Here is a 24,633-nt window from a genome sequence, read left to right on the forward strand (position 1 = left end):
CGCCAACGTTGTTCCGATTATCTTTTGAATCGTTCCTTAAGCGCCCTGTTAGTTTATCTGACAGGGCGCTTTGTTTTAGATGTGGCCGATGACAGTGTTGTGTCGTCAATGACGAATTAACGAATCTTGGTGGGTGAACAACCAAAACGGGTTTTAAACCGTTCGGAAAAACGCGCAGAGGATTTATACCCGCAGGCCTCAGCCAGACGTTGCATACTCCATGACGTTGTCTGTACCAACATCATCGCGTGCTGCATCCGCGTCTCCAGCAACAAGATTTCAAAACGCGTCTGCTCGGCAGACAACCTACGGTGCAGCGTGGCTTCGCTCATCGCCAGCACACGCCCAGCAGACTGTGCGGTCCAGTGGCGCGCCGGCTCCTCGCTGATAAGCGCACGTAGCTGAACTGTCACGCCGGGTTGTGGTGGCGCGCCAAAACGATATCCTCGTTCTGACAGTACCAGCAGCATATCCATCAGTCGGAGGTCGAGACGCGATTCATTGAGCGTGTTGTCTGTAATCCCTTCAACCAGACGCTGCAATGTACCACGGAGGTCGTCATCCAATGAGACAGACGTGAAGGGGTTCTGACGTTCTTCTGTCGCTAATTCATCAGGATAGCGGAGATAAAAACGCGTCAGAAGCGTGGGTGAAAACGTCAGAAAGATCGACCGGAAAACAGCATCATGGCCACCGGGCATTTTCATCAAATCGGCACTGGCATCCGGCGTAATCAGGCAAAGTTGAGACGACGTGTCGATAACCGTCGCTTTATCCTGCTCAAGAATGGTTAATTGACCAGAGAGAACCAGCAGAAGCGTGGCCTCATAAAAATGGAAACGCGTTGTCTGCTGCGGAGTGCGCAGATGAGGCTGGGCTAACGCACACAGGCCATACCGCTGGAGCGGCTGGCCTGACGGCAAGCGCCAGTCCACCGTTGCAATGAAAGGTGGAGAAGCAGGGCGCAGAGTGACCACAGTCATAACAATTGAGGATTCAACGTATACAACCCGGTGAGTTTCGCCTCCGTCAATACGGGCGCATGAGCCAATGCGGCGCGGACACTCGCCCCGTTAATCTCACCTTCTATTGTTAAAGACGGTGTCGCGAGAGCGTAAAGTGTGAAGATGTAATGGTGGACGAGCGCATCGTTCCATGGTGGGCAAGGGCCATCATAACCATAGTAGGTGCCTTTCATCTGCTCATCGCTGGCGAACCAGGCTGTGTAGTCATTAATACCGTGTCGGAATCCTGTTGGTGCATCTGGGCCTGCTTTGCCGCGCGGAGTAATGCTAGTGGAATGCGAGGCGGCGGCGATTTCGCTGACGCTGGCGGGAATATCCAACAATAGCCAATGGTAGAAATCGACACGGGGCAGAGAGGCGCTCACCTCGCGGCCTTCCTGATTCACATCGTCACCGCGACTGGGTACATCCGGGTCGTGGCAGATCAACACGAAAGACTGTGTCCCTTCGGGCGCGCCGTGCCAGACAAGGTGGGGATTGTGGTTAGAAGACAGCGCAATGTGGTTGTTTGCATCTGGTACGGCAAAGGCAAATTCGCCCGGGATAGTTTCGCCGTCCTGAAAACTGTGGCTGGAGAGTTGCAGCATGGTGGTGCTCCTTAGCGTGATTCTGATGGGGGTGGAATTATTATAGAAGAAGCCGCACGCAATTATTTTCCTAATACCGTCAGGATAATGCTTTTAGCTGTCAATTTGAGGGGTTGAGATATTTTTGCTAAAAAAATGGCTTCCGATAAGGGAAGCCTCTGTGATTGTGCCGATGCACATCGCGATAGCGTGCGCGATTAACGACCCGCTTTTAGCTGCTGGAAGTAGGTTTCATACAGCGTGTTGGCGCTGCCGACGTCGTTCTGCCATTCGCCTTTCGCGATGGTTTCATCATCTGGGTACAGCGTTTTGTCCCCTGAAACTTCAGGTGGCAGTAATTTTTTCGCTGCCAGATTCGGCGTCGGGTAGCCGATGGTTTCCGCAACCTGTGCTGCCACTTCAGGGCGCAGCAGGAAATCGATCAGCTTCATCGCACCGTCAACATTTTTGGCGTTGGCCGGAATCGCCAGACTGTCCATCCAGAAGATGCCGCCTTCTTTCGGCCAAATGACATCCAGCGGTGTCCCCGCCTGACTCGCAACATAAGCAGAACCGTTCCACACCATGCCCAGATTAACTTCGCCTTCGATGAATGGGTTGCCGGGGTTGTCCGAATTGAACGTCAGCACGTTTGGCATCAGGGTTTGCAGCTCTTTATAGGCCGCCTCAATCTCTTTGGGGTCGGTGGTGTTCGCGGAGTAACCCAGCTTACGCAGGGCGATTTGGAACACTTCACGCGCATCATCCGTCAGGAGCAGGCTGTCTTTATATTTCTTATCCCACAGATCGGCCCAACCGGTGACGCTGGCGGGGTCAATCACCTCATGATTAATACCAATCGCCGTTGCGCCCCAGATATAGGGAATCGAGTAGTCATTGTTCGGGTCGAAGGATTTGTGCAGCAGGTTCGGATCGAGATTATGGAAGTTGCTCAGCTTGCTGGTATCAATTTTTTGCAGCATGCCTTCTTTACTCATCTTGGCGATGAAATAGGTCGATGGCACGACCAGATCGTAGGCACCGTCCTTATAGGTTTTCAGCTTGGCATACATACTCTCATTGGATTCATAGGTGGAGTAAATCACCTTGATGCCCGTTTCTTTAGTGAACTGTTCCAACAGACCCGGTGGGACGTATTCGGTCCAGTTGTAGAAATAGAGCGTTTTACCGTCGTTGGCGTTGGCGGTGTTGATGCCAAACGCTAGCGCGCAGGCTGCCAGTAGGTGTGGCCACTTTTTCATTATGTTTACCTCCTTACAGGTCCCAAAGGAAATACCCGTTGTTTTCAGCGGGCATGAAAATCAGATGTGAATGACGTTAGCCGCAACCTTATTTTCCGGTGCGGTCGCGTAAAATCAGCTGGCTACTGAGCACCAGTACGAGTGACAGAATCAGCAAAATCGTTGCCAGCGCATTGACTTCAGGGGAGACGCCGACCTTCACCATCGAGTAAATCTTCAACGGCAGAATTTCATACGCAGGGCCAGTGACAAACGAGGACACTACCACATCATCCATCGACAGCGTAAAGCTGAGCAGCCAACTGGCCGCTACGGCTGGCATCGCTAGCGGTAGAATGATTTTGCGCAGAATAATCACTTCACTGGCACCTAAGTCGCGTGCGGCTTCCAACATTCGCACGTCGAAACCTTTCAGACGTGAGTAAACGGTGACCACCACAAAGGGCAGGCAGAACGTGATGTGGGAAAACAGCAGCGACCAAAACCCGAGTGATATGCCCAACAACATGAAGAGTACCAGCAGCGATATCGCCATCACGATATCCGGCGACATCATCACCACGAACAGCATACCGCCGACAAAAGGCTTGCCGCGAAAACGATACCGATACAGCGCGACAGCCGTCAGGGAACCCATCAACGTGGCGAACGTCGCGGAAAACACCGCCATCGTCAGCGAGTGCTGTGCAGCCTGAAGCAGGCTGTCGTTGTTCATCAGCAGCCGATACCAGTCCAGCGTAAATCCCTGCCAGTTGATGCCGAAGCGCGCCTGATTAAAGGAATTCACGATCAGAATAATGATCGGAATGTATAGGTAAGCATAAATGATGAACATAAATCCACCGCGGATTAAGCGTCCAGTCATTCCAGCTCTCCCTTTTTATTCAGCAGGCGGGCTGTGCGGTAGTAGATAAACAGCAGCACGCCCATGACCAGCGTCAGACAGATGCTGGTGGCGGCACCAAACGGCCAATCGCGGATATTGAGAAACTGGCTTTTAATCACGTTACCGATCAGCAAATTCTTGGCTCCGCCCATCAAATCGGCAACGAAAAATAATCCCATGGCGGGCAGTAGAACCAGCAGGCATCCGGCAATAATTCCCGGCATAGTTAGCGGGATTACCACGCGAATGAAGGTTTGCCATTGATTGGCACCCAAATCGCGGGCGGCTTCAAGGTAGGATTTATCGAGCTTTTCAATGCTGGAGTAGAGTGGCAGCACCATAAACGGCAGCAGGATATAAATCAGACCGAGAATCACTGCTTCGGAGGTATACATAATCCGCAGCGGCGTATCAATCAGGCCCGTCCAGAGCAGAAACTCATTCAGATGACCGCGCGTACTCAGAAAGATTTTCAGACCGTAAATGCGGATTAGCGAGTTAGTCCAAAATGGCACAATCAGTAGGAACAGCATCAGCGGCTGAATTTTTTTCGGTAAGCGCGCCAGAATAAAGGCAAACGGATAGCCGAGCAGCAGACAGCAGAGTGTGGCGATCACGGCCATGTTCAGCGAATGCAATAGGACAGAAGCATAAAGTGGATCGGCCAGTCGCGTGTAGTTTTCCAGCGTAAAGACCAGACTGACGAAATGGGTGTCATCGCGCGTCAGAAAACTGGTGCCGATGATCATCAGGTTGGGCAGGAAAACAAACAGCACCAGCCAGGCAACGATGAGGCTAATAATGATGTTTTGAAAGCGTTTACGCGACTTCTTCATCTTCATCGTGCAGGACGACCTCCCAACTTTCCACCCAGGTGACGTCTACTTTCTGGTTGAGTGAATGGTCGACGTCGGGATCGTCTTCATTAAAGAATTCGCTGACCATGACCATCTTGCCGTTTTCCAGCTCAATGTTGGATTCCAGCGTCATGCCTTTATAGTTGCGCTCACGCACATAGCCCACCATCCCTTCCGCTGGCATACCATCGCCCAGTTCTTCGACGCGTAAATCTTCCGGCCGCAGCAGCACGTTGAGGTGTTGGCCGACGTTGACTGGAACGCTGACGGTGATAATGCATTCGTGGCCTTCAACCTGTGCGCGAACCCGCTGTTCGTCCAGCGGTTCTAGTACGATGGCATCAAAGATATTGATTTCACCGATAAAACTGGCGACGAACAGATTTTTCGGTTCTTCGTAGATTTCACGCGGCGTTCCATCTTGCTCGATGCGTCCATCGCGCATTACCACAATGCGGTCAGACATGGTCAGCGCTTCTTCCTGATCGTGCGTGACGAAAATAAAAGTGATACCCAGCTTACGTTGCAGCGCTTTCAATTCATTCTGCATCTGCTTACGCAGTTTATAATCGAGCGCGGACAGGGATTCATCCAGCAGCAGCACTTTCGGCTGGTTAACGACGGCGCGAGCGATGGCAACGCGCTGTTGCTGGCCGCCGGACAACTGATGCGGGCGACGCTGCGCCAGATCTTCCAATTGCACCATTTTCAGCGCGTCAATCACGCGAGGGGCAATCTCTGCGGCAGGCGTTTTCTGCATGCGCAGGCCAAACGCCACGTTTTCAAACACGGTGAGATGTGGAAACAGGGCATAACTTTGAAACACGGTATTCACGTGCCGCTGCTCGGCAGGTTGATGAGTAATATCCTGTTTTTCCAGCATGACATTACCGCTATCGACCGTTTCCAGACCGGCAATCAGGCGCAGTACCGTGGTTTTTCCGCAGCCAGATGGGCCGAGGATCGTCAGAAACTCACCGTTATTAATGGTGAGATTAAAATGTGAAATGATGTCTTTGCCATCAAAGCCTTTATGGACGTTGATCAATTCAATGACCGGCACAGCCAGAGTGTTTTCTTTCATTAAGGTCTAGCTCTATTTCCTGATTTGGCCAATCAACGGCATTTCCGTTGCGATCGTACCAAGGGTTATCACCTTTCAGACAGCGTGTGCAATTAAGTGCGGCATTTTACGGGAAACGTTGCCTAACGCCAACTTGTGTAGTCCTGCATCCTGCCGATTAGTGAGCAAACGGTGGTGATTTAATCAATGGATTGGCTCAGATGTCTCTCTGTTGTTATGTAGTTGTTGCTTGTTTTGGATGTTCTTCGTGACGTGGTCGCTGCTTTTTGGTCAGAATTATGGTCTGACGGTTTGTTAAATCGGGAAAAAACTGACCTGACGCAATATCTACCGTGGTAGCCCTATCCATAATGCTTTTCAGGGTTCAGGGGGCATAAATAAGATGGATAAATTACTCGACAGATTTTTGAATTACGTTTCATTTGATACACAGTCTAAATCCGGTGTTCGGCAGGTGCCGAGCAGCGACGGTCAGTTAAAACTGGCGCGAGCGTTGCAGCAGGAACTGCTCGAACTGGGATTTGAACAGATTGCATTGAGTAAACAAGGTTGCCTGACGGCGACACTTCCGGCGAATGTCGCCTGGCCAGTACCGGCCATTGGCTTTATTTCACACATGGATACGTCACCGGATTTTAGCGGCAAAAATGTGAATCCGCAGATTCTGGAAAACTATCGCGGTGGCGATATTGCGTTGGGGATGGGAGATGAAGTGCTGTCACCCGTCATGTTCCCAGTTCTGCACCAGCTACTGGGGCACACGCTGATTACCACCGATGGCAAAACGCTGCTAGGGGCAGATGATAAAGCGGGGATCGCTGAGATTATTACCGCGTTGGTACGGCTGAAAAAAAGTCAGCTACCGCACGGGGATATTCGTATTGCCTTTACGCCCGATGAAGAAATTGGCAAGGGCGCGCAGTTTTTTGATGTCAAAACGTTTAACGCACAGTGGGCTTATACCGTAGATGGTGGTGGTGTCGGTGAGCTGGAGTATGAGAATTTTAATGCTGCATCGGTTCAGATAAAAATCGTAGGCAACAATGTGCATCCCGGTAGTGCCAAAGGTGTGATGGTCAATGCGTTGACGTTGGCCTCTCGCTATCATCAGCATGTGCCGGAGAATGAGTCGCCGGAGCAGACGGACGGCTATCAAGGGTTCTATCATCTCCACACGATAAAAGGTTCTGTAGAACGGGCAGACTTGCACTACATCGTCAGGGATTTTGACCGTAATGGTTTTGAGCGGCGTAAGCAGGTGATGTTGGATATTGCTGAAAAGGTCGGCGAAGGACTGCATCCAGATTGCTATATTGAAGTCACGATTACCGATACCTATTACAACATGCGTGAGCAGGTTGAACAGCACCCGCACATTATCGCGTTGGCACAGCAGGCGATGCGAGATTGCGATATTGAACCTAACATGAAGCCGATTCGCGGTGGCACAGACGGCGCACATCTGTCATTTCTGGGACTACCGTGCCCCAATCTGTTTACCGGCGGCTACAACTATCATGGTAAACATGAATTTGTCACGCTGGAAGGGATGGAAAAGGCGGTGTCTGTGATTATGCGCATTGCTGAACTGACGGCGCTGCGCGCGAAGCCGTAAGTGTACCCACTTTGCATCGACGAATAAGGCGGGAACTTCCCGCCTTATCTTTGCACGAACGATGAGCTTCGTTTGCCTTAATCTGCAAAGTACCAGTAACCGCTGTTAATCAACACGGTAAGCTGCGCGAGGAAAGATGGGTCTTCCAGTGCATTGCCCAGCTGTTCCGCATCAATAGTCAGGTGCTCAGCCAACGCAAACAGTGCCGCCTGGTGCGTGCTGTTCACTTTCTCTCCGTTAACGAAGCAGTTATCCCCAACACAGATGACTCGCAAGCCGCCTAAACGACGCAGCGGTTCACCTTGTTGCAGGTAATCATAGACTTCACCCACCTGATAAGGCGGTTCCGGTGGTGAGAGATCGAGTTCATGACGAGACTGGGAAATAAATTCACCAAACCAGTTCTGGAAATGCTCCGGTTGTTGCACCAGATCTAGCATCATTTTTTGCAGCGCATCCAGCTCTTGCGGCAGCACGCTGGCGACATGTTCACGGGAGGGAATATTGGGATCGCTGTAACGATAGCTACCGAGCTCACGGGAAAGTACATAATCGGCAAAGCCGCTAACCAGTTCGCGAGCGTTCGGTGCGCGGAACCCGACCGAATAATTCAGCGAATTCTCCAGTGAATAGCCTTCATGCGGGAAGCCCGGCGGAATGTACACGATATCGCCCGGTTCCAGTTCTTCATCAATAATCGCCTCAAACGGTTCAACCTGAAGCAGGTCTGGATGTGGGCAGTGCTGCTTCATCGGTATTTTTTCACCGATGCGCCAGCGGCGACGCCCCGTCCCCTGAATGATGAAAACATCATATTGATCTAGGTGCGGTCCGACACCTCCACCGGGAACCGAAAATGAAATCATCAAATCGTCGGTACGCCAGTCTGGCAACGGTCTAAATGGTTGCATCAGAGCGGAAGAGGGTTCATGCCAGTGGTCGACGGCCTGTACCAGCAGCGACCAATTACTTTCCCCCAGATGATCGTAGCTCTCGAAAGGACCATGGCTCACCTGCCAACGCCCATTCTGATGGCTGACCAGACGGCTATCTACCTCATTTTCCAACGCCAGACCCGCGAGTTCGTCAGGTGAAATCGGGTCGATAAAATGTGTGAAACCGCCTTTAATCAGGAGCGGGCGCTTTTGCCAATAGTTCGCTAAAAAATCCTGCCAGTCGAGGTTAAGCTGATAGTCCATACCGTTTTCCAGAAACTTGTTTTTGAGGAAATGACTGTTCTTGAAGACATGATTTTCGTGAAACAATCAATATGTTAAAATAATTCACACGTTGGCAATAAGTATAGCGGAAGCATTGCGCGCTGTACCGTCTTTCACCCTTCATTCTGGCTAAGGTTCTGGCGGGAGAAAATAGCTTCGACTCGGGCACCACCCAGTGCGCTGTCGCTAATGAGGATCTCACCCTGGTATTGTTCGATAATTTCGGCGGCAACGGCAAGGCCGATACCTTGTCCGGGGCGCATACGGTCGGCGCGTTGCCCACGTAGGAAGATCATTTCGCGCTTGCTTTCGTGGATGCCAGGACCATCGTCATCGATAATCAGATGCAGTTTGTGATCGGAGTGTTGCACGCTAATTTCGACAAATTCCAGGCAGTACTTACAGGCGTTATCAAGGATATTGCCCATGACTTCCATAAAGTCATTCTTCTCGCCCACGAAGGTCAACTCCGGCGGAATATCGAGCGTCAACACTACGCCCTTGCGCTGGTACACTTTATTTAACGCGGAACATAAGCCATCCAGTAATGCCGGAACCGAGTGGACTTCGCGTATCAGCAGATTATGTTCGGCGCGTACGCTGGCACGATGCAGGTAATAGCCAATCTGCTGCGAGATACGGCTGATCTGCGACAGCATAATAGGCTCAGCCTGATCGATAGTGATCTCTTTACCGGTTCGCAGCGCACGTAACGTGGTCTGTAAAACCGCCAGTGGCGTTTTTAAACTGTGGGTGAGATCGGTGAGCGTTGTGCGGTACTTATGGTAGCGCTGGCGTTCGTTATTCAGCAGAATATTCAGATTTTTTACCAGGCTGAACAATTCGCGCGGCGGGTTTTCATCCAGTTGATCGCGCGTCCCTTTTTCCAGCTCGGCGATCTGTTTTACCAGATGCTGAATAGGACGCAGGCTCCAGTGAGCGCCCAGCCACAGCAGGGGAAGCACCAGAAGAAGGTTGGCGATCAACACATAGCTGAACCATTCCCACACGACGTCTTCCTGTTGCAGTTCCTGTGGGATACGGTCGACTACCACAATGGTAATGGAGGGGAGATGCTCGGTCTTCGGATAAACGTTTACGGCGATGGAGTGCGTTAATGCATTACTTTGCGCGCCATTCAGCGCGCGTAGGCTGCTTAACAGTAAGGCATTGCCAGTTAAGACCGCGCTGCTGGTATCGGTGTCGGTATCTAATTCATGATAGGCCGTTTTGTTCAGCCATTCGGATTTTATTAGCGCTTCCAGCTCAGGGAAATGCTTTTCGCGCCAGAGCATGTTGCCATGCTCATCGTATATCAACACCAGAGTGGGGAAGTTGATGCCAACGTCGGGCGGCGTAACGATAGTCAGTTGGTTGTCGCGCCACTGTGCGAGACTGTAGTAGAGGTTGCTCTCGCCACGTAATAGGCGGAATGACGTTTTATCAAAGTTGACGCTATAACCGATAATGGCGACGACGCCATAAGCCAGCGACAACGCCAGCACAATGGCTGCTGTCGCAAGTAAAAAACGAATGCGAAGTGAAAAGGGTAGCTTCTTATCGTTATCGCTCATACCGAGCCTGAGGGGGTATCAATATCAAAACGATATCCTTGTCCACGCACGGTGGTGATCACATCCGGCGCATCGGCCTGTTGAATTTTCTTGCGTAGTCGCCCCATCAGCACATCAATGGTATGACTTTCCCGCAACTCTGCATCCGGATACAGCTGTAGCATCAAAGACTCCTTGCTGACGACTTTACCCTTGTTGCGAATCAACGTCTCGATAATGGTGTATTCAAACGCGGTCAATTTGATGGGGGTGCTGTGGATCACCAACTCGCGGCGCGACAAATCAACCTCAAAGGGCGGTAGGCTGATAATTTGTGATGCCAATCCGCTGTTGCGTCTCATCAGCGCCTGTAAACGTGCCACAACTTCTTCCATATGGAAGGGTTTAGTGACGTAGTCATCCGCACCCGCTTCCAGTACGGCAACTTTGTCCTGCCAGCCTTCACGCGCGGTCAGCACCAAAATCGGGAGCTTGGCCTGATTGGCACGCCAGCGACGGATCATGCTCATACCGTCTTCATCGGGCAACCCGAGGTCGACAATGGCAATGTCTGGCATGTTTTCATGCAGAAAATAATCCGCTTCTTTAGCGTCAGACGCTGCGTCAACCTGATGCCCCATTTCATTCATCTGAACGGTTAAATGATGGCGTAGTAATACATTATCTTCAACGACCAGAATCCGCATTGTTATATCCTCTGTCGAGTAGAAATGGCCATGTTTATCGAAATACGGCTATGCGCTGTGTCTTTCACGTATGTCTCTCCCGCCTATCAACATGGTGCCTGTCATACTTCAAGCTGCTTGTGCGTTGGTTGCCCTTACTCACCCCAGTCACTTACTTGTGTAAGCTCCTGGGGATTCATGCGGTTGCCGCCTTCACGCAACTCGAATTATTTAGGGTATATACGCAGAGAAAGTAATTTATTTTATTCGCTAAATTATCCACAGAGAGGGTAAACCGGGTATAAACAGGCTGTGAATGCTTGGTCTTATTGAAAACTGGCGGGCAGGGTGCCCGCCAGAGTGCGGTCGAAATTGGTTTGAAAATACTTATTTCAGGTCATCGACCATCGCGATAGCACGGCCGATGTAGTTGGCTGGAGTCATCGCTTTCAGGCGTGTTTTTTCTGCTTCCGGCAATGCCAAACCATCGATAAATTCCTGAATACCCGCAGCATCAACGCGTTTGCCACGGGTCAGCTCTTTCAGTTTCTCGTATGGCTTTTCAATCCCGTAGCGGCGCATCACAGTCTGGATGGGTTCTGCCAACACTTCCCAATTGTGATCCAGCTCGTCTGCCAGACGATCGCGGTTCACTTCCAGTTTGCTAATACCTTTCATTGTGGCCTGATAGGCAATCAGCGCATAGCCTACACCGACGCCCAGGTTACGCAGCACGGTAGAGTCGGTAAGGTCACGCTGCCAGCGGGAAACCGGCAGTTTGCTAGCCAGATGCCCCAGCACAGCATTGGCCAAACCCAGATTGCCTTCCGAGTTTTCGAAGTCAATCGGGTTAACCTTATGCGGCATGGTAGAAGAACCGATTTCGCCCGCAATGGTTTTCTGTTTGAAGTGATTCAGTGCAATGTAGCCCCAAATATCACGGTCAAAGTCGATCAAGATCGTATTAAAACGCGCGATGCAGTCGAATAATTCGGCGATGTAATCATGCGGTTCGATTTGCGTAGTGTACGGGTTCCAGTTGATGCCTAACGATGTGACAAAATTTTCGCTGAACTGGTGCCAGTCCACTTCCGGGTAGGCTGCCAGATGGGCGTTATAGTTACCGACGGCACCATTAATTTTGCCCAGAATCTCAACCTGTTGCAGTTGACGATATTGACGTTCCATACGGTAAGCGACGTTAGCAAACTCTTTACCGATGGTGGAAGGTGTGGCTGGCTGACCGTGAGTACGGGAAAGCAGGGGAATATCGCGGTATTCCTGCGCCAGTGTTTTCAGCGCATCAATGATTTGACGCCAGTGCGGCAGAATGACATCGCGGCGAGCGGTATCCAGCATCAGCGCGTGAGACAGGTTGTTGATATCTTCTGACGTACAGGCGAAGTGGATGAATTCGTTAACGGCATGCAGCGCGGGAATCGCAGCCACTTTTTCTTTCAGGAAATACTCAACGGCTTTCACGTCGTGGTTGGTGGTGCGCTCGATAGTTTTAATCCGTGCCGCATCTTCTTCGCTGAATTCGGCGGCAATCTTATCAAGGAAAGCGTTTGCGTCCGCGTTAAATGCAGGAACTTCCTGGATCTCTGCACAGGCCGCCAGTTTTTGCAGCCAACGTACTTCAACCTGCACACGGAATTTCAGCAAACCGAATTCGCTGAAAATGGTGCGCAACGTGCTGACTTTATCGCCGTAGCGTCCATCAATAGGGGAAACGGCGGTCAGTGAGGATAATTCCATCGCAAGCAACTCCTGAGATTGGTTTCAATAACAATTAATTTCGACAAGAACGATTAATTTCGACAAGAACGATTAATTTCAATAAGAACGATTGATTCTCGTGACGCTGGCGTTAGTTACACCAGCGTCAGCCATAGCGGCAAGAATACCATTAAACGGACGTGCAACGTGCCAATATCTGTTTCGCTTCTTTGACCAACTGGCTGCGTGAAAACATCAGTTGTAAGCGTCCGCCGCCAATTTGTTGCCAAAGCACGACAGAACGGATACCCGCCAAGAGTGTGGCACGCACTTTAGCCTGTACCTGACTGTTTTGTAGCACCTCTGGTGAGCCAGTAACCTGAATGCGTGGCCCCAACGTACTGATGACATCCACGTAAATTGCGGCCAATGCGCTAACGATCGTCTCGGAAAGCAGCTCGAAATGTTCCAGCTGTCGCTCCAACTGCCCGATACGTTTGCCCAATTCGTCCAGTGCGGCAGATTTTGCATTTAGCTTACGTTCTAGCGCAATCAGGCTGAATGTATAGCGCGATAATTCCGCACCCGCGCCTTTATTGCTGCTGGTGTTCAGGATACCTAATAGCGTTTCCAACCCAACTTTTAAGTTTTGTTCATCATTGCCATAAACGGCAAGTGTGGACGCTGGATTGAGGTTCAATACGCTGTTTAGGGAGGTATGCAGAACATCGTTATTACAGTTACCCGTATGAGCCAACTGTTGGACTAAATGCGCCGATTGGCAAACGCCAGCTAACGCCAGTGTGATTTCATAATAATTCTTAGCCACGGTTACTCCTGTAAGCGTTCTTCGATGATACCGCCACCAAGGCACACGTCGTCCAGATAAAAGACGGCAGATTGGCCTGGTGTCACGGCGGCGACGGGCTCATCAAAACGTACGGTAATGCGATCGTCGCCAAGCGGCGTGACGGTGCAGGGGATGTCCGCCTGACGGTAACGCGTTTTTACTGTACAACGACGTTCAGCCGTGAGTGGCTGGCGGTCGACCCAGTGCAGTTGCTGCGCGATTAAACCATACGACATCAGGCGAGGGTGTTCATGACCCTGTGCGACATACAGAATGTTGTTGGCGACATCTTTATCCACCACGTACCAGGGATCTTCGCCACCGTCTTTGACGCCGCCGATGCCTAATCCTTTGCGTTGCCCCAGCGTGTGGTACATCAACCCCTGATGTTGTCCCATCGGTTTGTTGTCGTCGACGGACAGAATCGGGCCGGGCTGTGCGGGCAGGTAGCGCGCCAGAAAATCGGTGAATTTGCGCTCGCCGATGAAGCAAATACCGGTAGAGTCTTTCTTCTTCGCGGTTGCTAGTTCAAGCTCTTCGGCAATTTTACGAACCTGTGGTTTTTCCAGCTCACCGACCGGGAACAGGCTCTGTGCAATCTGTTCGTGGCCCAGCGTATAAAGAAAATAGCTTTGATCTTTATTACCGTCCATTCCACGCAGCAAACGGCTTTTACCGTCAACATCGTGACGACGGACATAGTGGCCTGTCGCGATATAATCCGCACCGAGATCCTCGGCAGCGAATTCCAGAAAGGCTTTAAATTTGATCTCTTTATTGCACAGGATATCGGGATTGGGGGTACGACCCGCTTTATATTCTTCAAGGAAGAGTTCAAAAACGTTGTCCCAATACTCAGCGGCAAAATTGACGGTATGTAACTCGATCCCCAGCTTGTCGCAAACGGCTTGCGCATCGGCAAGGTCAGTGGCGGCTGAGCAATATTCGGTGTCGTCATCCTCTTCCCAGTTTTTCATGAACAGGCCTTCAACATGATAGCCCTGTTGCTGTAACAGGTAAGCGGAAACGGAGGAATCAACACCGCCGGACATACCGACAATCACTTTTTTCTGGCTGTTATCTGACATGGGAGTCTCACGAACTGAATTTACTGACGCATTGATGCGAAAAACAAGCGGCGCATTTTAGCATGTTGAACGGAGGGCTGCATCGCTATTCCTGCCACGAGCTGGTCAGGCCATTCACGGCAGGTCTAAAAAGGTGAATATTTAAAAAGGCCAGTTGAACGCGCCCAATAAGGCTAACGGGTAGCGTTCTAGCTGCTGATAGCAGCGAATACTTTCCGCCACCAGCGGTGAACGAAGCTGGCGAGAATGCAAAATTTCCTCGGCGGTCACCCAGCGGCAGCATTCAATATCGCTGTCGTGTGGCTGGGTGTCGACTCGCGTAGGCAGATCGAGCGCGAAGCAAAAGCGTAGAAACGGTGTGCTGTCTGGGGCAATCCATTGATGGAGGCGCAAAAAACTCTGCGGCGTGGCCTGAATTCCGGTTTCTTCCCACAACTCACGGCTCGACGCCTGAATCAGCGTTTCATCGGCTTCCAAATGGCCCGCAGGCTGGTTCCATAATAATTTGTCGTTAATTAACTCTTCGACGACCAGAAAATGGTTTTCGGCCTGCACGACGCAGGCAACCGTGACATGGGGTTTAAACATCCGCTATCTCCTTCCATTCTCCAGGTAACAGGTTTTCTACGGTTTGATTGGCCATGCCGTATCGAATCAGACGCAGGGTAGGATACCCGATATTCGCCGTCATACGACGCACCTGTCGATTACGGCCTTCATACAGCGTGATTTTTAGCCAGCAGTCAGGAATACTTTTACGCTCGCGTATTGGCGGATTGCGTGGCCACAACCAGTCAGGTTCTGGAACGATCTCCGCGCCTGCGGGCAGCGTCTTGCCGTCATTCAGTTCCAGACCCGTGCGAAAGCGCACCAGTGCGGCGTCATCAGGAATACCTTCTACCTGAACATAGTAGATTTTGGCCGTTTTTTCCGTCGGTTGGGTTAGCCGTGCCTGAAGCTTACCATCATTGGTGAGGATCATCAGACCTTCGCTGTCGCGATCCAGACGCCCGGCGGCGTAAATACCGCTAACCGGAATGTAATCTTTCAGCGTGCGACGCCCGGCTTCATCAGTGAATTGCGGCAAGACATCGAAGGGCTTATTGAACAAAACAATCCGGCGCGGTGCATTGTCAGGTTGCCTTTTTCTTGCTGGCTGTGAGCTGAATCGTTTAACTTTGTGATTTTTAACAGGGAATTTATTCATCATCTTTATAGTCGCGGGTAACAAAAGCATTATACTCGAAATGGTTTGCGATTGGCGCGGGCTAAATATTCAAGTAGTATTGACATGCATCTTACAAGTCATTAACAAAATTGCGCTCGAAGGAGAGGTTAATGGAAAGCAAAGTAGTTGTACCGACAGAAGGTCAGAAAATCACGGTTGACGCTCAAGGCAAACTGGTTGTTCCGAACAATCCGGTGATTCCGTTTATCGAAGGCGACGGCATCGGTATCGATGTAACGCCAGCTATGATCAACGTCGTTGACGCCGCCGTGAAGAAAGCCTATCAGGGCAAGCGCGCGATTTCCTGGATGGAGATCTACACGGGTGAGAAATCCACGCAGGTCTACGGTAAAGATGTCTGGTTACCGGAAGAAACACTGGATTTGATCCGTGAGTATCGTGTGGCGATTAAGGGCCCGCTGACAACGCCAGTTGGCGGTGGTATTCGTTCTCTGAACGTTGCGCTGCGCCAACAGTTGGATCTGTACGTTTGCCTGCGTCCGGTACGCTACTACGAAGGTACACCTAGCCCGGTTAAACAACCAGAGTTGACCGACATGGTGATCTTCCGTGAAAACGCCGAAGACATCTATGCTGGAATCGAGTGGAAAGCGGGTTCTGCTGAAGCAGACAAAGTGATCAAATTCCTGCGTGAAGAAATGGGTGTTAGCAAAATCCGTTTCCCTGAGCAGTGTGGTATTGGCGTGAAGCCGTGCTCTGAAGAGGGGACTAAACGTCTGGTTCGTGCTGCGATTGAGTACGCGATTACCAACGACCGTGATTCCCTCACGCTGGTTCACAAAGGCAACATCATGAAATTCACCGAAGGCGCGTTTAAAGACTGGGGCTACCAGTTGGCGCGTGAAGAATTCGGCGGTGAGCTGATCGATGGCGGCCCGTGGGTGAAGATCAAGAACCCGAACACGGGCAAAGAGATCGTGGTAAAAGACGTGATCGCCGATGCGTTCCTGCAACAAATCCTGCTGCGTCCTGCTGAATATGATGTGATTGCCTGTATGAACCTGAACGGTGACTACATTTCTGATGCCCTGGCGGCACAGGTTGGCGGTATCGGTATTGCACCGGGCGCGAACATCGGTGACGAATGCGCACTGTTTGAAGCTACGCACGGTACGGCACCGAAATACGCGGGTCAGGATAAAGTGAACCCAGGTTCCGTTATTCTGTCTGCTGAAATGATGCTGCGTCACCTGCAATGGTTCGAAGCGGCTGACCTGATTGTTAAGGGCGTTGAAGGCGCGATCAAGAACAAGACCGTGACTTACGATTTCGAACGTCTGATGGAAGGCGCTAAACTACGGAAATGTAGTGAGTTCGCGCAAGACATCATCGATAATATGTAATCTGCTCTTTAACGCAGGTTATAATGAATGGTAGGGGCCAGTTCAGGCCCCTTAATATTGCCCTCAATTTATTTTCCCCAACATCATCCCGTCTTGTATTAATCAATATTGACCTTACCAACCGTTATGGGTGATCAATGCCCTGTGAATCAGTAATAAGCCGGAAGTACATCTGTTCGGGAATCGGACTGTTCCAGCCTCCTGTATACATGGTGAAACCGATCATGCCGAAAAGGATACCGAGCACCAGTACGGCCATCGTAATACCGGACAACGCGGTTTGTTGCCATAGCGGTTTCGCTGCGGCACCACCTTTTTCCTGCGCTCCTGAAGGTTTCATCAATGAGAAATGGAGCGTCGATGCTACCGGGCAGGATTCGACGCAGGTCATGCAGGCTGTGCATTCTGCTGTTCTCACCTGAATCAGCTTATCCACCGGGATGTTAGACGGGCAGGCCTTGGCACACTTACCACAGTCGATACAGCTGGTGGCTTGCGACGAACTTTGAAGGGCGACAGCAGTGAAAATACGCCTAAGATCGCGCCGTAGGGACAGAGGTATCGGCAACATGTTGAGAAAGTTCGACCAAATCGCGTTATGTGTTTATTTAAAACTATAGTTGTTTTTGCGTCAACATCTTTAGTTTTAATTTGGGTTGTTTTTGGTTGTAAAACGAAATGGCGGTCTGCGGGTTATATGCTAGAAAAGGTTCGATGAAAGAGTAAAAAAATCCCGCCATAGGGCGGGAAAGCAACACATAGACAGGAGGAATAACACAACATCAACAAGGGATGGTGAAACAATAGCACGGTGATTGTATAAAACTGTGACGCGTGGGTAAGGTTATCTGGGGGAGGGTAAATGTTTTTGACATATGAAACAAAGCCGGTGCTCGCATTGGTTTGCCAGCTTTGATGAGAGGAAAGGTCGATAGCGACGTAAGCGGAAAACCACCTATATCGAGCTATAACAATACCGAATACCAGAACACGCGACCGATGATCTCGACCTCCGATTCGTAAGCTTCTTCGTCAGCATCGCGGTTAAAGCTATGGATGACGAGGAGGCCGCCAGGCTTGCGGTAAAGTTGTTTGATTCGCTTGAGCTTGTCGTTGCCGCTGCCCTCCTGAGCAATGGCGTAGAGCTTTCCATCAATGATACGCTTGTTGTTGGTATCAACGGCGACAGTGGTGCCATCGGGGATGATGGGTTCCATACTGTCGCCCGCTGCCGGGAAACAAAGCACACCTGAACCGTCAGTATTTGCACCGACTTTACGCAGTGTTGCTTTAGAAAAACGGAGCTTAAAGTCGTTGTAATTCTCACTTTGAATGCGTCCGTCGCCGCAGGCAAACTCTATATCCTTCAAAAAAGGTACTTCCACCTCGTCCTTTGATAGTTCTGTCGTGCTATCCCAAGCTGATACGGTGCCCCATTTTGATGTTGGCGGAATACTCGATTCCTGGAGTGATCGAACCACCCTGTCGCTACGCATTGGGCCTTCGCCATTTGCCAACCATTCAGGGCGAATATGGAGTACATTGGAAAGCTCAACAATTTTGGTTGTTTGCGACGCTTTCCCCCCCTCAATCTTCTGTATGGCGGCCTGAGATACGCCAATCATGTCGCCAAGTGCTTTTTGGCTAAGCCCTTGTGCAGCCCTGGCGGTCTTTAATCGTTCTGCAAGTGTCGTTTTCATTCGGTCAATTTACAACCTAAGTTGTAAATCATCAAGCGGATATTAATCGTGCTGACAAAAACCAACGTTATATATAGCTGGTGTGCGAAGAAAATCATAAATACAACCATGGAGACAGCTAAAGTTGTTATATCGCGCGAAAAAACTGTGCGTATGTATGAGATAACATCAAAATAAACGCTATCGCCTGACTATCAAAAATCCTAATAAATGTCAGGCTGTCATAGTATCGTCTTATTCCACCCCCTGATTTGGCTTAAACCTGTGTGTCACTTGATCTAAATCACAATCTGGCCGCAACCATTTTGCTTTTATGGAAATCCCGTTGTGGGAAATATAACCAATAAATTTGTTTTATTATGCATGCGCATGACTGCGTGTCGCGGAGGATGTATGTCTGTAATTCGCACGTGTTTAAGTCTGTTTGGCGGTGATACGGTAATTGTCCGGTGTGCTAATACGTTTGAAGTAAAAATGAGCAATGGTGAACAGGAAACAATGGCTAAAGAGAACCGTTATACGGAGGATTCTATTTGCCGCTATGCGGAAGGTGAAGTGTATTTAACTGTTCCTTATACAGGGGTTTGGGATGTCGTTATTCGAGCGAAGAATGATACCCCTGAGCATTCAATAACCTATTTCCCCGCCTGATGATACCTTGGTTGGTTATATTCTGTTAATAACTTGATAATACGTTGTCGTTATCCAGTAATAAGTATTTGAATATACCAACCCTTCTCTTTATTTTTTGTCTGCATTACTGCACGTGTGAGTTCATCGGTATCTTTCTATTTCGCTTTTCATCTATCATCTTAATTGATGCTTCCAGTTGTTATTATTAATGATTCGAAGGGGTGATAGAGTTTGAATCTTTTGCCATACTCAACATTCGGCCACTTTCTGGCGAGAAAAAGAGCCTTGGTTTACTCACGTTGACCTGGTGTTGCTCTTATTGTGCTCATTGCTGCAATATTTTGGATTTATAGCTAACCTTTTGTCTAATCTGAACATTAATACGGTGGGAGGGGGGAACCCATGAGTCGTGCCCCAATAAGCAAAGATGAAGACAAACGCCTTGCTGCTCTTCGTGAGTATGGAGTTAGAAACGCACTGTTCGATCCGAGTCTGAGCAACCTGATTAGCCTGGCTGCCAACATTTTTAGTGCCCCCATCGTTTTAGTCTCGTTGGTGGAAGCTGAACGTCAATTGTTTGCCGCCAGTGTAGGGGTTCCTTTTTGCGAAACACCACGCGATATCTCTTTTTGCGCCCACACGATCTTGAAGAAAAAGATCATGGTGGTGCCTGATGCACTTAAGGATGTGCGATTCAAAAATAACCCACTGGTTGTAGGAATTCCCTGTATTCGTTTTTATGCAGGGATACCCTTAATTACGCCGTCTGGGCATGCTATTGGCACGTTATGCATTATTGATTTGAAGCCCAGAGCAACATTCACCAAGCGTGATGAGCACAATTTGCAGGATCTGGCGTCATTGGTTATGGACAAGCTGGAAATGCGGCGTCTGGAATTGGCGCGTAAAGCCAGTCAGGTGCGTTTTGAAAATATCGCCAATACCTCGCCTGATACGATTTTGTGCGTTAATGAGAAGGGGATGATTACCTTCTGGAATGCGGCCGCAGAGAAGATGTTGGAATACAGCGACGATGAAATTATCGGTCAAAATATTAATAACATCATACCTGACGCTTTTATCGTGCAGCTTAAGCAACGGGTCACTGACCGTGATTCCCTGATGAAAGGGGTGATGCTGGAACTGAACGTACAAGCCAAAAGTGGTAACCGGGTTCCGGTCGAACTGTCTGTTTCGATGTGGGAAGACAATAACAACATTAGCTATGGCGCGATATTGCGTGATATTACCGAGCGTCGGCGCAACGAAGAGCGACTGTTTTTACTGGCGCACATGGACCCCTTGACGGGGTTGGCAAACCGGACATTATTAACATCAAATTTGGAAACCGCGCTCAAGAATGAACCTGCGGTCTGCATCATGATGGTCGATCTGGATGGGTTTAAGGATGTTAATGACAGTCTGGGGCACTCGAGTGGCGATGATATTTTGGTGCACGTTGCCAAAAAAATAAAAGCAACCGTTCGTTCCGGTGATGTGGTCGCGAGAATGGGTGGAGACGAATTTGCGCTGCTGTTTCCAAGCCTGAATGATAAAAGGGTTGCGGGTAAAATTGCTGAGCAAATTATTCATGAAATTTCTCAGGCAATGGTTATCGACGATCACCAAATCAATATCAGTGCCAGTATTGGTGCGGTGCTGTACCCAGAATATGGCGCGACCGTGCAGGAACTGTTGACCAGTGCAGATTTAGCGTTGTATCAGGCGAAATCTGAAGGCCGGAATTGTTATCGTTTTTTCACGCGCGAACTGCTTGAAGCCTTTCAGGCTAAGCATGCTTTCCAGTTAGAGTTTGTGCGGGCTTATGAGCAGCATGAATTTGAAATGTTCTATCAACCACAGGTAAAACTGGCAACAAATGAGATTGTTGGTGCTGAGGCGCTGTTACGTTGGCGTCACCCAGAGAAAGGGCTACTTGGCCCTGCTGCATTTCTTACCGCACTGGAAAATGGCCCGTGGGCGGAACGAGTAGGGGATTGGATCGTAGAAACGGCCTGTAGGCAGGCCGCAGAGTGGTGTCAGGTCAGCAACAGCTACTTCCGTATTAGTATTAACCTTTTCAGTGCGCAATTTCGTACTGGCATGTTGGCGCAAAAGATTATGGATACCCTCGCTCGTACAGGGTTGTCACCAAGTTCGCTGGAGCTTGAAATCACGGAAAACATCATTCTGCGTTACGATGAAAATATGTTACAGCCATTAAAAACGCTGCAGGATGCGGGAATCGGGATTGCCTTTGACGACTATGGAACGGGCTATGCGTCTCTCAGTATGCTGAAGAACTACCCGGTGACTCGGCTGAAGATCGACCAAACCTTTGTCAGGACTATGTGTGAATCTCCGCCGGATGCAGCGATTGTCAGGGCAATCCTCTATCTTGGGAAAAGTTTCGGTCTGGGTGTGATTGCAGAAGGGGTTGAAACGTTAGAGCAGAGTGAGCGACTGCGAGGCAAAGGGTGTGAAGAAGCTCAGGGATATTTGTTCGGACATCCGATGCCTGCAGAAGAGTTTACCCAGCTACTGAAGTTGAATAAACCAACAGACGTGTAAGCTGTTGTGTTACAGCAATCCTTTCTAAAAGCCTGCGTTTGCTGGTTTTCATTCGCTAACACCGTCTTCGCATTGTTAGCAGACTAAAAAGTGGAATCTGGATCACATTTTTTCTATAGTGCTGGCTCGTAACCCAGTATCGGATGTCCCGTGCACGAAATATTTGAGATGCTCCTTGCGGTTTTTGACCGCGCCGCCTTGATGCTGATTTGCCTGTTCTTCCTGACGAGGACGCACCAGTTCCGGCAATTGCTGCAAAAAGAGCAACATTCGCCGAGAGAGCGGGTGACGGTGACGGCCATTTTTTCACTGTTTGCACTGTTCGGTACCTATTCCGGCATTAATGTTGAAGGATCGCTTGTCAACGTGCGCGTGATTGCGGTGATGTCCGGCGGAATTCTCTTTGGCCCTTGGGTGGGCATCGCGACCGGTATCATTGCAGGAGTGCATCGTTATTTAATTGATATTGATGGCATTACCTCCGTACCTTGCCTGATTACCAGCATCATCGCAGGTACCACTTCTGGCTACATCAATAAAAAAATCAAAAAAGAGCAGCAGTGGAGCATCGGGATTCTGGGCGGAATGCTGTGTGAGTCGTTAACGATGCTGCTGGTTGTGGTATGGGCGACGCCAATCGAGTTAGGGCTGGATATTGTGTCAAAAATTGCGGTGCCGATGATTCTTGGCTCTGTGTGTATTGGCCTGATCGTTTTACTGGTACAGAGCGTGGCGAATGAAAAAGAGGTGATTGCGGCCAGACAAGCCAAACTCGCGCTGGATATTGCACACAAGACACTGCCGTACTTCCGTAATATCAACAGTGATTCGCTGACGGCCATTTGTCGGATCATTCGCACTGAAATTAATGCAGATGCGGTAGCGATAACGAACACGCAGCACATTCAGGCTTACGTGGGGATTGGCGAAGACAAATATAATATCGGGCACGACATTATCAGCCCGATGACGCAGCAGGCGATTCAGGATGGGAAAATTATTATTAAAAATAATGATGAACAGCATTTGACGCCGGAAATCCATTCGATGATTGTCATCCCGCTATGGGAGCACGGGCAGGTGACTGGCACATTGAAAATTTACTACTGCCACGCCCATAAAATTACCTATTCATTACGCGTGATGGCCGTTGGTTTATCACAAATCATGTCAACGCAAATTGAAGTCTCCCGCACCGAACAATTGCGAGATATGGCAAATAAAGCGGAATTGAGAGCGCTGCAAAGTAAAATCAATCCGCACTTTCTTTTTAATGCACTCAATGCGATCTCCTCATCTATTCGTATTAATCCCGATACCGCGCGCCAGTTGGTGATCAACCTGTCTCGCTATTTGCGCTATAACCTCGAACTCAACGACGATGCGCTGATCGATATAAAGAAAGAGCTGTACCAAATTCAAGATTATATCGCGATTGAGCAGGCGCGGTTCGGTGCCAAATTAACGGTGATCTACGATATAGACGACGATTTAGCGTATAAAATTCCCAGCTTATTAATTCAACCGTTGGTAGAAAACGCGATTGTGCATGGTATTCAGCCTTGCAGAGGCAAAGGAACCGTTGTGTTATCCGTGAAAGAGCAGGGCGATAAGCTGCTGGTAGCGGTAAAAGACACGGGCAATGGCATTAGTCAGGAAACGATGGATCGCGTCGCGCGTAACGAATTGCCAGGGAATCGAATTGGTCTGCTGAATGTCCATCATCGGGTGCGTTTACTCTATGGCGATGGTCTGCATATTCGCCGTCTGGAACCTGGGACTGAGATTTATTTCTACATTCCACGAGAAGATAAAACCCCGTCGGCGTTGCCGGATGCCGTGCTGGTGCCGTCGTCGACCTATTCTGCTGCTGAACACAGAGGAGGCAACCCATGAAAGCCATTATTGTTGAAGATGAGTTCCTCGCACAGCAGGAGCTGAGTTACCTTATCGAACAGCATAGTGATATTACGATTGCGGCAACATTCGATGACGGGCTGGATGTACTGAAATACCTGCAACATAACGACGTCGATGCAATCTTCTTAGATATTAATATTCCGTCGTTAGATGGTGTATGGTTGGCGCAAAATATCAGCAAATTTGCGCATAAGCCTTACATCATTTTTATTACGGCGTACAAAGAACATGCGGTCGAGGCGTTTGAAGTCGAGGCTTTCGATTACATTCTCAAGCCGTATCATGAATCGCGCATCATCACGATGCTGCGTAAACTGGAAACGACCTGGCAACAGCGGCAAATGGCACCCGCTGTTGAAACGGGCGCGCAGGTAGGGGCACCGAGAGGCGCACAGCAAACGATTAATTTGATGAAAGACGAACGGATTATCGTCACGGATATTAATAATATCTACTACGCTGCTGCGCAGGAAAAAGTCACGCTGGTTTATACCCGGCGTGAGGAATTCATCATGCCGATGAATATTACGGAGTTTTGTCATCGCTTGCCGGAAGAGTATTTCTTCCGTTGCCATCGCTCTTACTGCGTCAACCTGACGAAAATCCGTGAAATTGTCCCCTGGTTTAACAATACCTATATCTTGCGATTGAACGATCTGGATTTTGAAGTCCCGGTAAGCCGAAGCAAGATAAAGGCGTTCAGGTCATTGATGCGTCTTTAACGGCATTTCATTCCGCGTTTCAGGCATCTCATTCCCTATTCGATCAACCATTGTCAGCCCGCTTGTATACTAGCCTCAGCCCAT

Annotated in this window: 21 protein-coding genes and 1 pseudogene; 6 read left to right on the top strand and 16 right to left on the bottom strand. The window is 49.7% G+C overall.

Features of this window, described 5'->3' with window-relative positions; all coding sequences use genetic code 11:
- Positions 1-116 precede the first annotated feature (116 nt).
- The 6 genes from AACH44_RS09470 to potA all read right to left on the bottom strand — a co-directional run bounded on the left by AACH44_RS09470 (position 117) and on the right by potA (position 5,680).
- Positions 117-983: a helix-turn-helix transcriptional regulator gene (locus AACH44_RS09470; protein WP_261847591.1), complete on the bottom strand. Its 867-nt coding sequence runs from the start codon at positions 981-983 to the stop codon at positions 117-119.
- Positions 980-1,612: a YbhB/YbcL family Raf kinase inhibitor-like protein gene (locus AACH44_RS09475; protein WP_261847590.1), complete on the bottom strand. Its 633-nt coding sequence runs from the start codon at positions 1,610-1,612 to the stop codon at positions 980-982. The genes AACH44_RS09470 and AACH44_RS09475 overlap by 4 nt, the downstream gene beginning before the upstream one ends.
- 197 nt (positions 1,613-1,809) lie before the next feature.
- The gene (gene potD / locus AACH44_RS09480) at positions 1,810-2,853 is read right to left on the bottom strand and encodes a spermidine/putrescine ABC transporter substrate-binding protein PotD (RefSeq protein ID WP_261847589.1); all 1,044 of its coding nucleotides are present in this window, start codon (positions 2,851-2,853) and stop codon (positions 1,810-1,812) included.
- 88 nt (positions 2,854-2,941) lie between these two features.
- A complete protein-coding gene (gene potC / locus AACH44_RS09485; RefSeq protein ID WP_261847588.1) occupies positions 2,942-3,718 on the bottom strand; it encodes a spermidine/putrescine ABC transporter permease PotC in 777 nt (258 codons plus the stop codon).
- Positions 3,715-4,575 (bottom strand): spermidine/putrescine ABC transporter permease PotB, encoded by an 861-nt coding sequence (gene potB / locus AACH44_RS09490; RefSeq protein ID WP_261847643.1) that lies wholly within the window; start codon positions 4,573-4,575, stop codon positions 3,715-3,717. Before potB ends, potC begins: the two co-directional genes overlap by 4 nt.
- Positions 4,559-5,680, bottom strand: a complete 1,122-nt coding sequence (potA, locus tag AACH44_RS09495) for a spermidine/putrescine ABC transporter ATP-binding protein PotA (RefSeq protein WP_261847587.1) — start codon at positions 5,678-5,680, stop codon at positions 4,559-4,561. Before potA ends, potB begins: the two co-directional genes overlap by 17 nt.
- A 382-nt stretch (positions 5,681-6,062) precedes the next feature.
- On the opposite strand from potA, the gene pepT reads away from it, so the two are divergent.
- Positions 6,063-7,295 carry a peptidase T gene (gene pepT, locus AACH44_RS09500; RefSeq protein WP_261847586.1) on the top strand — a complete coding sequence of 411 codons (1,233 nt, stop codon included), beginning with the start codon at positions 6,063-6,065 and terminating at the stop codon, positions 7,293-7,295.
- A gap of 77 nt (positions 7,296-7,372) precedes the next feature.
- Here the strand turns inward: pepT and AACH44_RS09505 are convergent, their stop codons facing one another.
- The 8 genes from AACH44_RS09505 to rluE form a co-directional block, all read right to left on the bottom strand.
- Positions 7,373-8,494: a cupin domain-containing protein gene (locus tag AACH44_RS09505; protein ID WP_261847585.1), complete on the bottom strand. Its 1,122-nt coding sequence runs from the start codon at positions 8,492-8,494 to the stop codon at positions 7,373-7,375.
- A gap of 134 nt (positions 8,495-8,628) precedes the next feature.
- Positions 8,629-10,089: a two-component system sensor histidine kinase PhoQ gene (gene phoQ / locus AACH44_RS09510; RefSeq protein ID WP_261847584.1), complete on the bottom strand. Its 1,461-nt coding sequence runs from the start codon at positions 10,087-10,089 to the stop codon at positions 8,629-8,631.
- Positions 10,086-10,775, bottom strand: coding sequence for a two-component system response regulator PhoP (gene phoP, locus AACH44_RS09515; RefSeq protein ID WP_261847583.1), 690 nt, complete (start codon positions 10,773-10,775; stop codon positions 10,086-10,088). The genes phoQ and phoP overlap by 4 nt, the downstream gene beginning before the upstream one ends.
- Before the next feature lie 366 nt (positions 10,776-11,141).
- A complete protein-coding gene (gene purB, locus AACH44_RS09520) occupies positions 11,142-12,512 on the bottom strand; it encodes an adenylosuccinate lyase (RefSeq protein WP_261847582.1) in 1,371 nt (456 codons plus the stop codon).
- 151 nt (positions 12,513-12,663) lie between these two features.
- Entirely contained in the window at positions 12,664-13,302 is a 639-nt protein-coding gene (gene hflD / locus AACH44_RS09525) for a high frequency lysogenization protein HflD (RefSeq protein WP_261847581.1), read from the bottom strand.
- Positions 13,303-13,304: 2 nt separating this feature from the next.
- On the bottom strand, positions 13,305-14,411 hold the full coding sequence (mnmA, locus tag AACH44_RS09530; protein WP_338659579.1) for a tRNA 2-thiouridine(34) synthase MnmA: 1,107 nt from the start codon (positions 14,409-14,411) through the stop codon (positions 13,305-13,307).
- A 141-nt stretch (positions 14,412-14,552) separates the two neighbouring features.
- Positions 14,553-14,999, bottom strand: coding sequence for an NUDIX domain-containing protein (locus AACH44_RS09535; RefSeq protein WP_261847580.1), 447 nt, complete (start codon positions 14,997-14,999; stop codon positions 14,553-14,555).
- Positions 14,992-15,618 (bottom strand): 23S rRNA pseudouridine(2457) synthase RluE, encoded by a 627-nt coding sequence (gene rluE / locus AACH44_RS09540; protein WP_261847641.1) that lies wholly within the window; start codon positions 15,616-15,618, stop codon positions 14,992-14,994. Before rluE ends, AACH44_RS09535 begins: the two co-directional genes overlap by 8 nt.
- Positions 15,619-15,749: 131 nt before the next feature.
- Between rluE and icd the strand changes: the two genes are divergently transcribed.
- Positions 15,750-17,003, top strand: a complete 1,254-nt coding sequence (gene icd, locus AACH44_RS09545) for an NADP-dependent isocitrate dehydrogenase (protein ID WP_261847579.1) — start codon at positions 15,750-15,752, stop codon at positions 17,001-17,003.
- 124 nt (positions 17,004-17,127) lie between these two features.
- On the opposite strand, the pseudogene AACH44_RS09550 reads toward icd, so the two are convergent.
- Together AACH44_RS09550 and AACH44_RS09555 are read right to left on the bottom strand one after the other, a co-directional pair.
- A pseudogene (locus AACH44_RS09550) lies at positions 17,128-17,570 on the bottom strand (4Fe-4S binding protein); the annotation flags it as partial.
- Between the two features lie 398 nt (positions 17,571-17,968).
- On the bottom strand, positions 17,969-18,703 hold the full coding sequence (locus tag AACH44_RS09555) for an XRE family transcriptional regulator (RefSeq protein ID WP_261847578.1): 735 nt from the start codon (positions 18,701-18,703) through the stop codon (positions 17,969-17,971).
- 393 nt (positions 18,704-19,096) lie between these two features.
- Between AACH44_RS09555 and AACH44_RS09560 the strand changes: the two genes are divergently transcribed.
- From AACH44_RS09560 to AACH44_RS09575, 4 genes are all read left to right on the top strand, one after another.
- Complete coding sequence (locus tag AACH44_RS09560) at positions 19,097-19,354, top strand: hypothetical protein (RefSeq protein WP_261847577.1); 258 nt, start codon at positions 19,097-19,099, stop codon at positions 19,352-19,354.
- A 384-nt stretch (positions 19,355-19,738) separates the two neighbouring features.
- The gene (locus AACH44_RS09565; protein ID WP_261847576.1) at positions 19,739-21,907 is read left to right on the top strand and encodes a sensor domain-containing phosphodiesterase; all 2,169 of its coding nucleotides are present in this window, start codon (positions 19,739-19,741) and stop codon (positions 21,905-21,907) included.
- 150 nt (positions 21,908-22,057) lie between these two features.
- Positions 22,058-23,803, top strand: coding sequence for a sensor histidine kinase (locus AACH44_RS09570; RefSeq protein ID WP_261847575.1), 1,746 nt, complete (start codon positions 22,058-22,060; stop codon positions 23,801-23,803).
- A complete protein-coding gene (locus AACH44_RS09575; RefSeq protein ID WP_261847574.1) occupies positions 23,800-24,549 on the top strand; it encodes a LytR/AlgR family response regulator transcription factor in 750 nt (249 codons plus the stop codon). Before AACH44_RS09570 ends, AACH44_RS09575 begins: the two co-directional genes overlap by 4 nt.
- Positions 24,550-24,633 lie beyond the last annotated feature (84 nt).

This window comes from Pectobacterium araliae, from assembly GCF_037076465.1.
Taxonomy (GTDB): Bacteria; Pseudomonadota; Gammaproteobacteria; order Enterobacterales; family Enterobacteriaceae; genus Pectobacterium; species Pectobacterium araliae.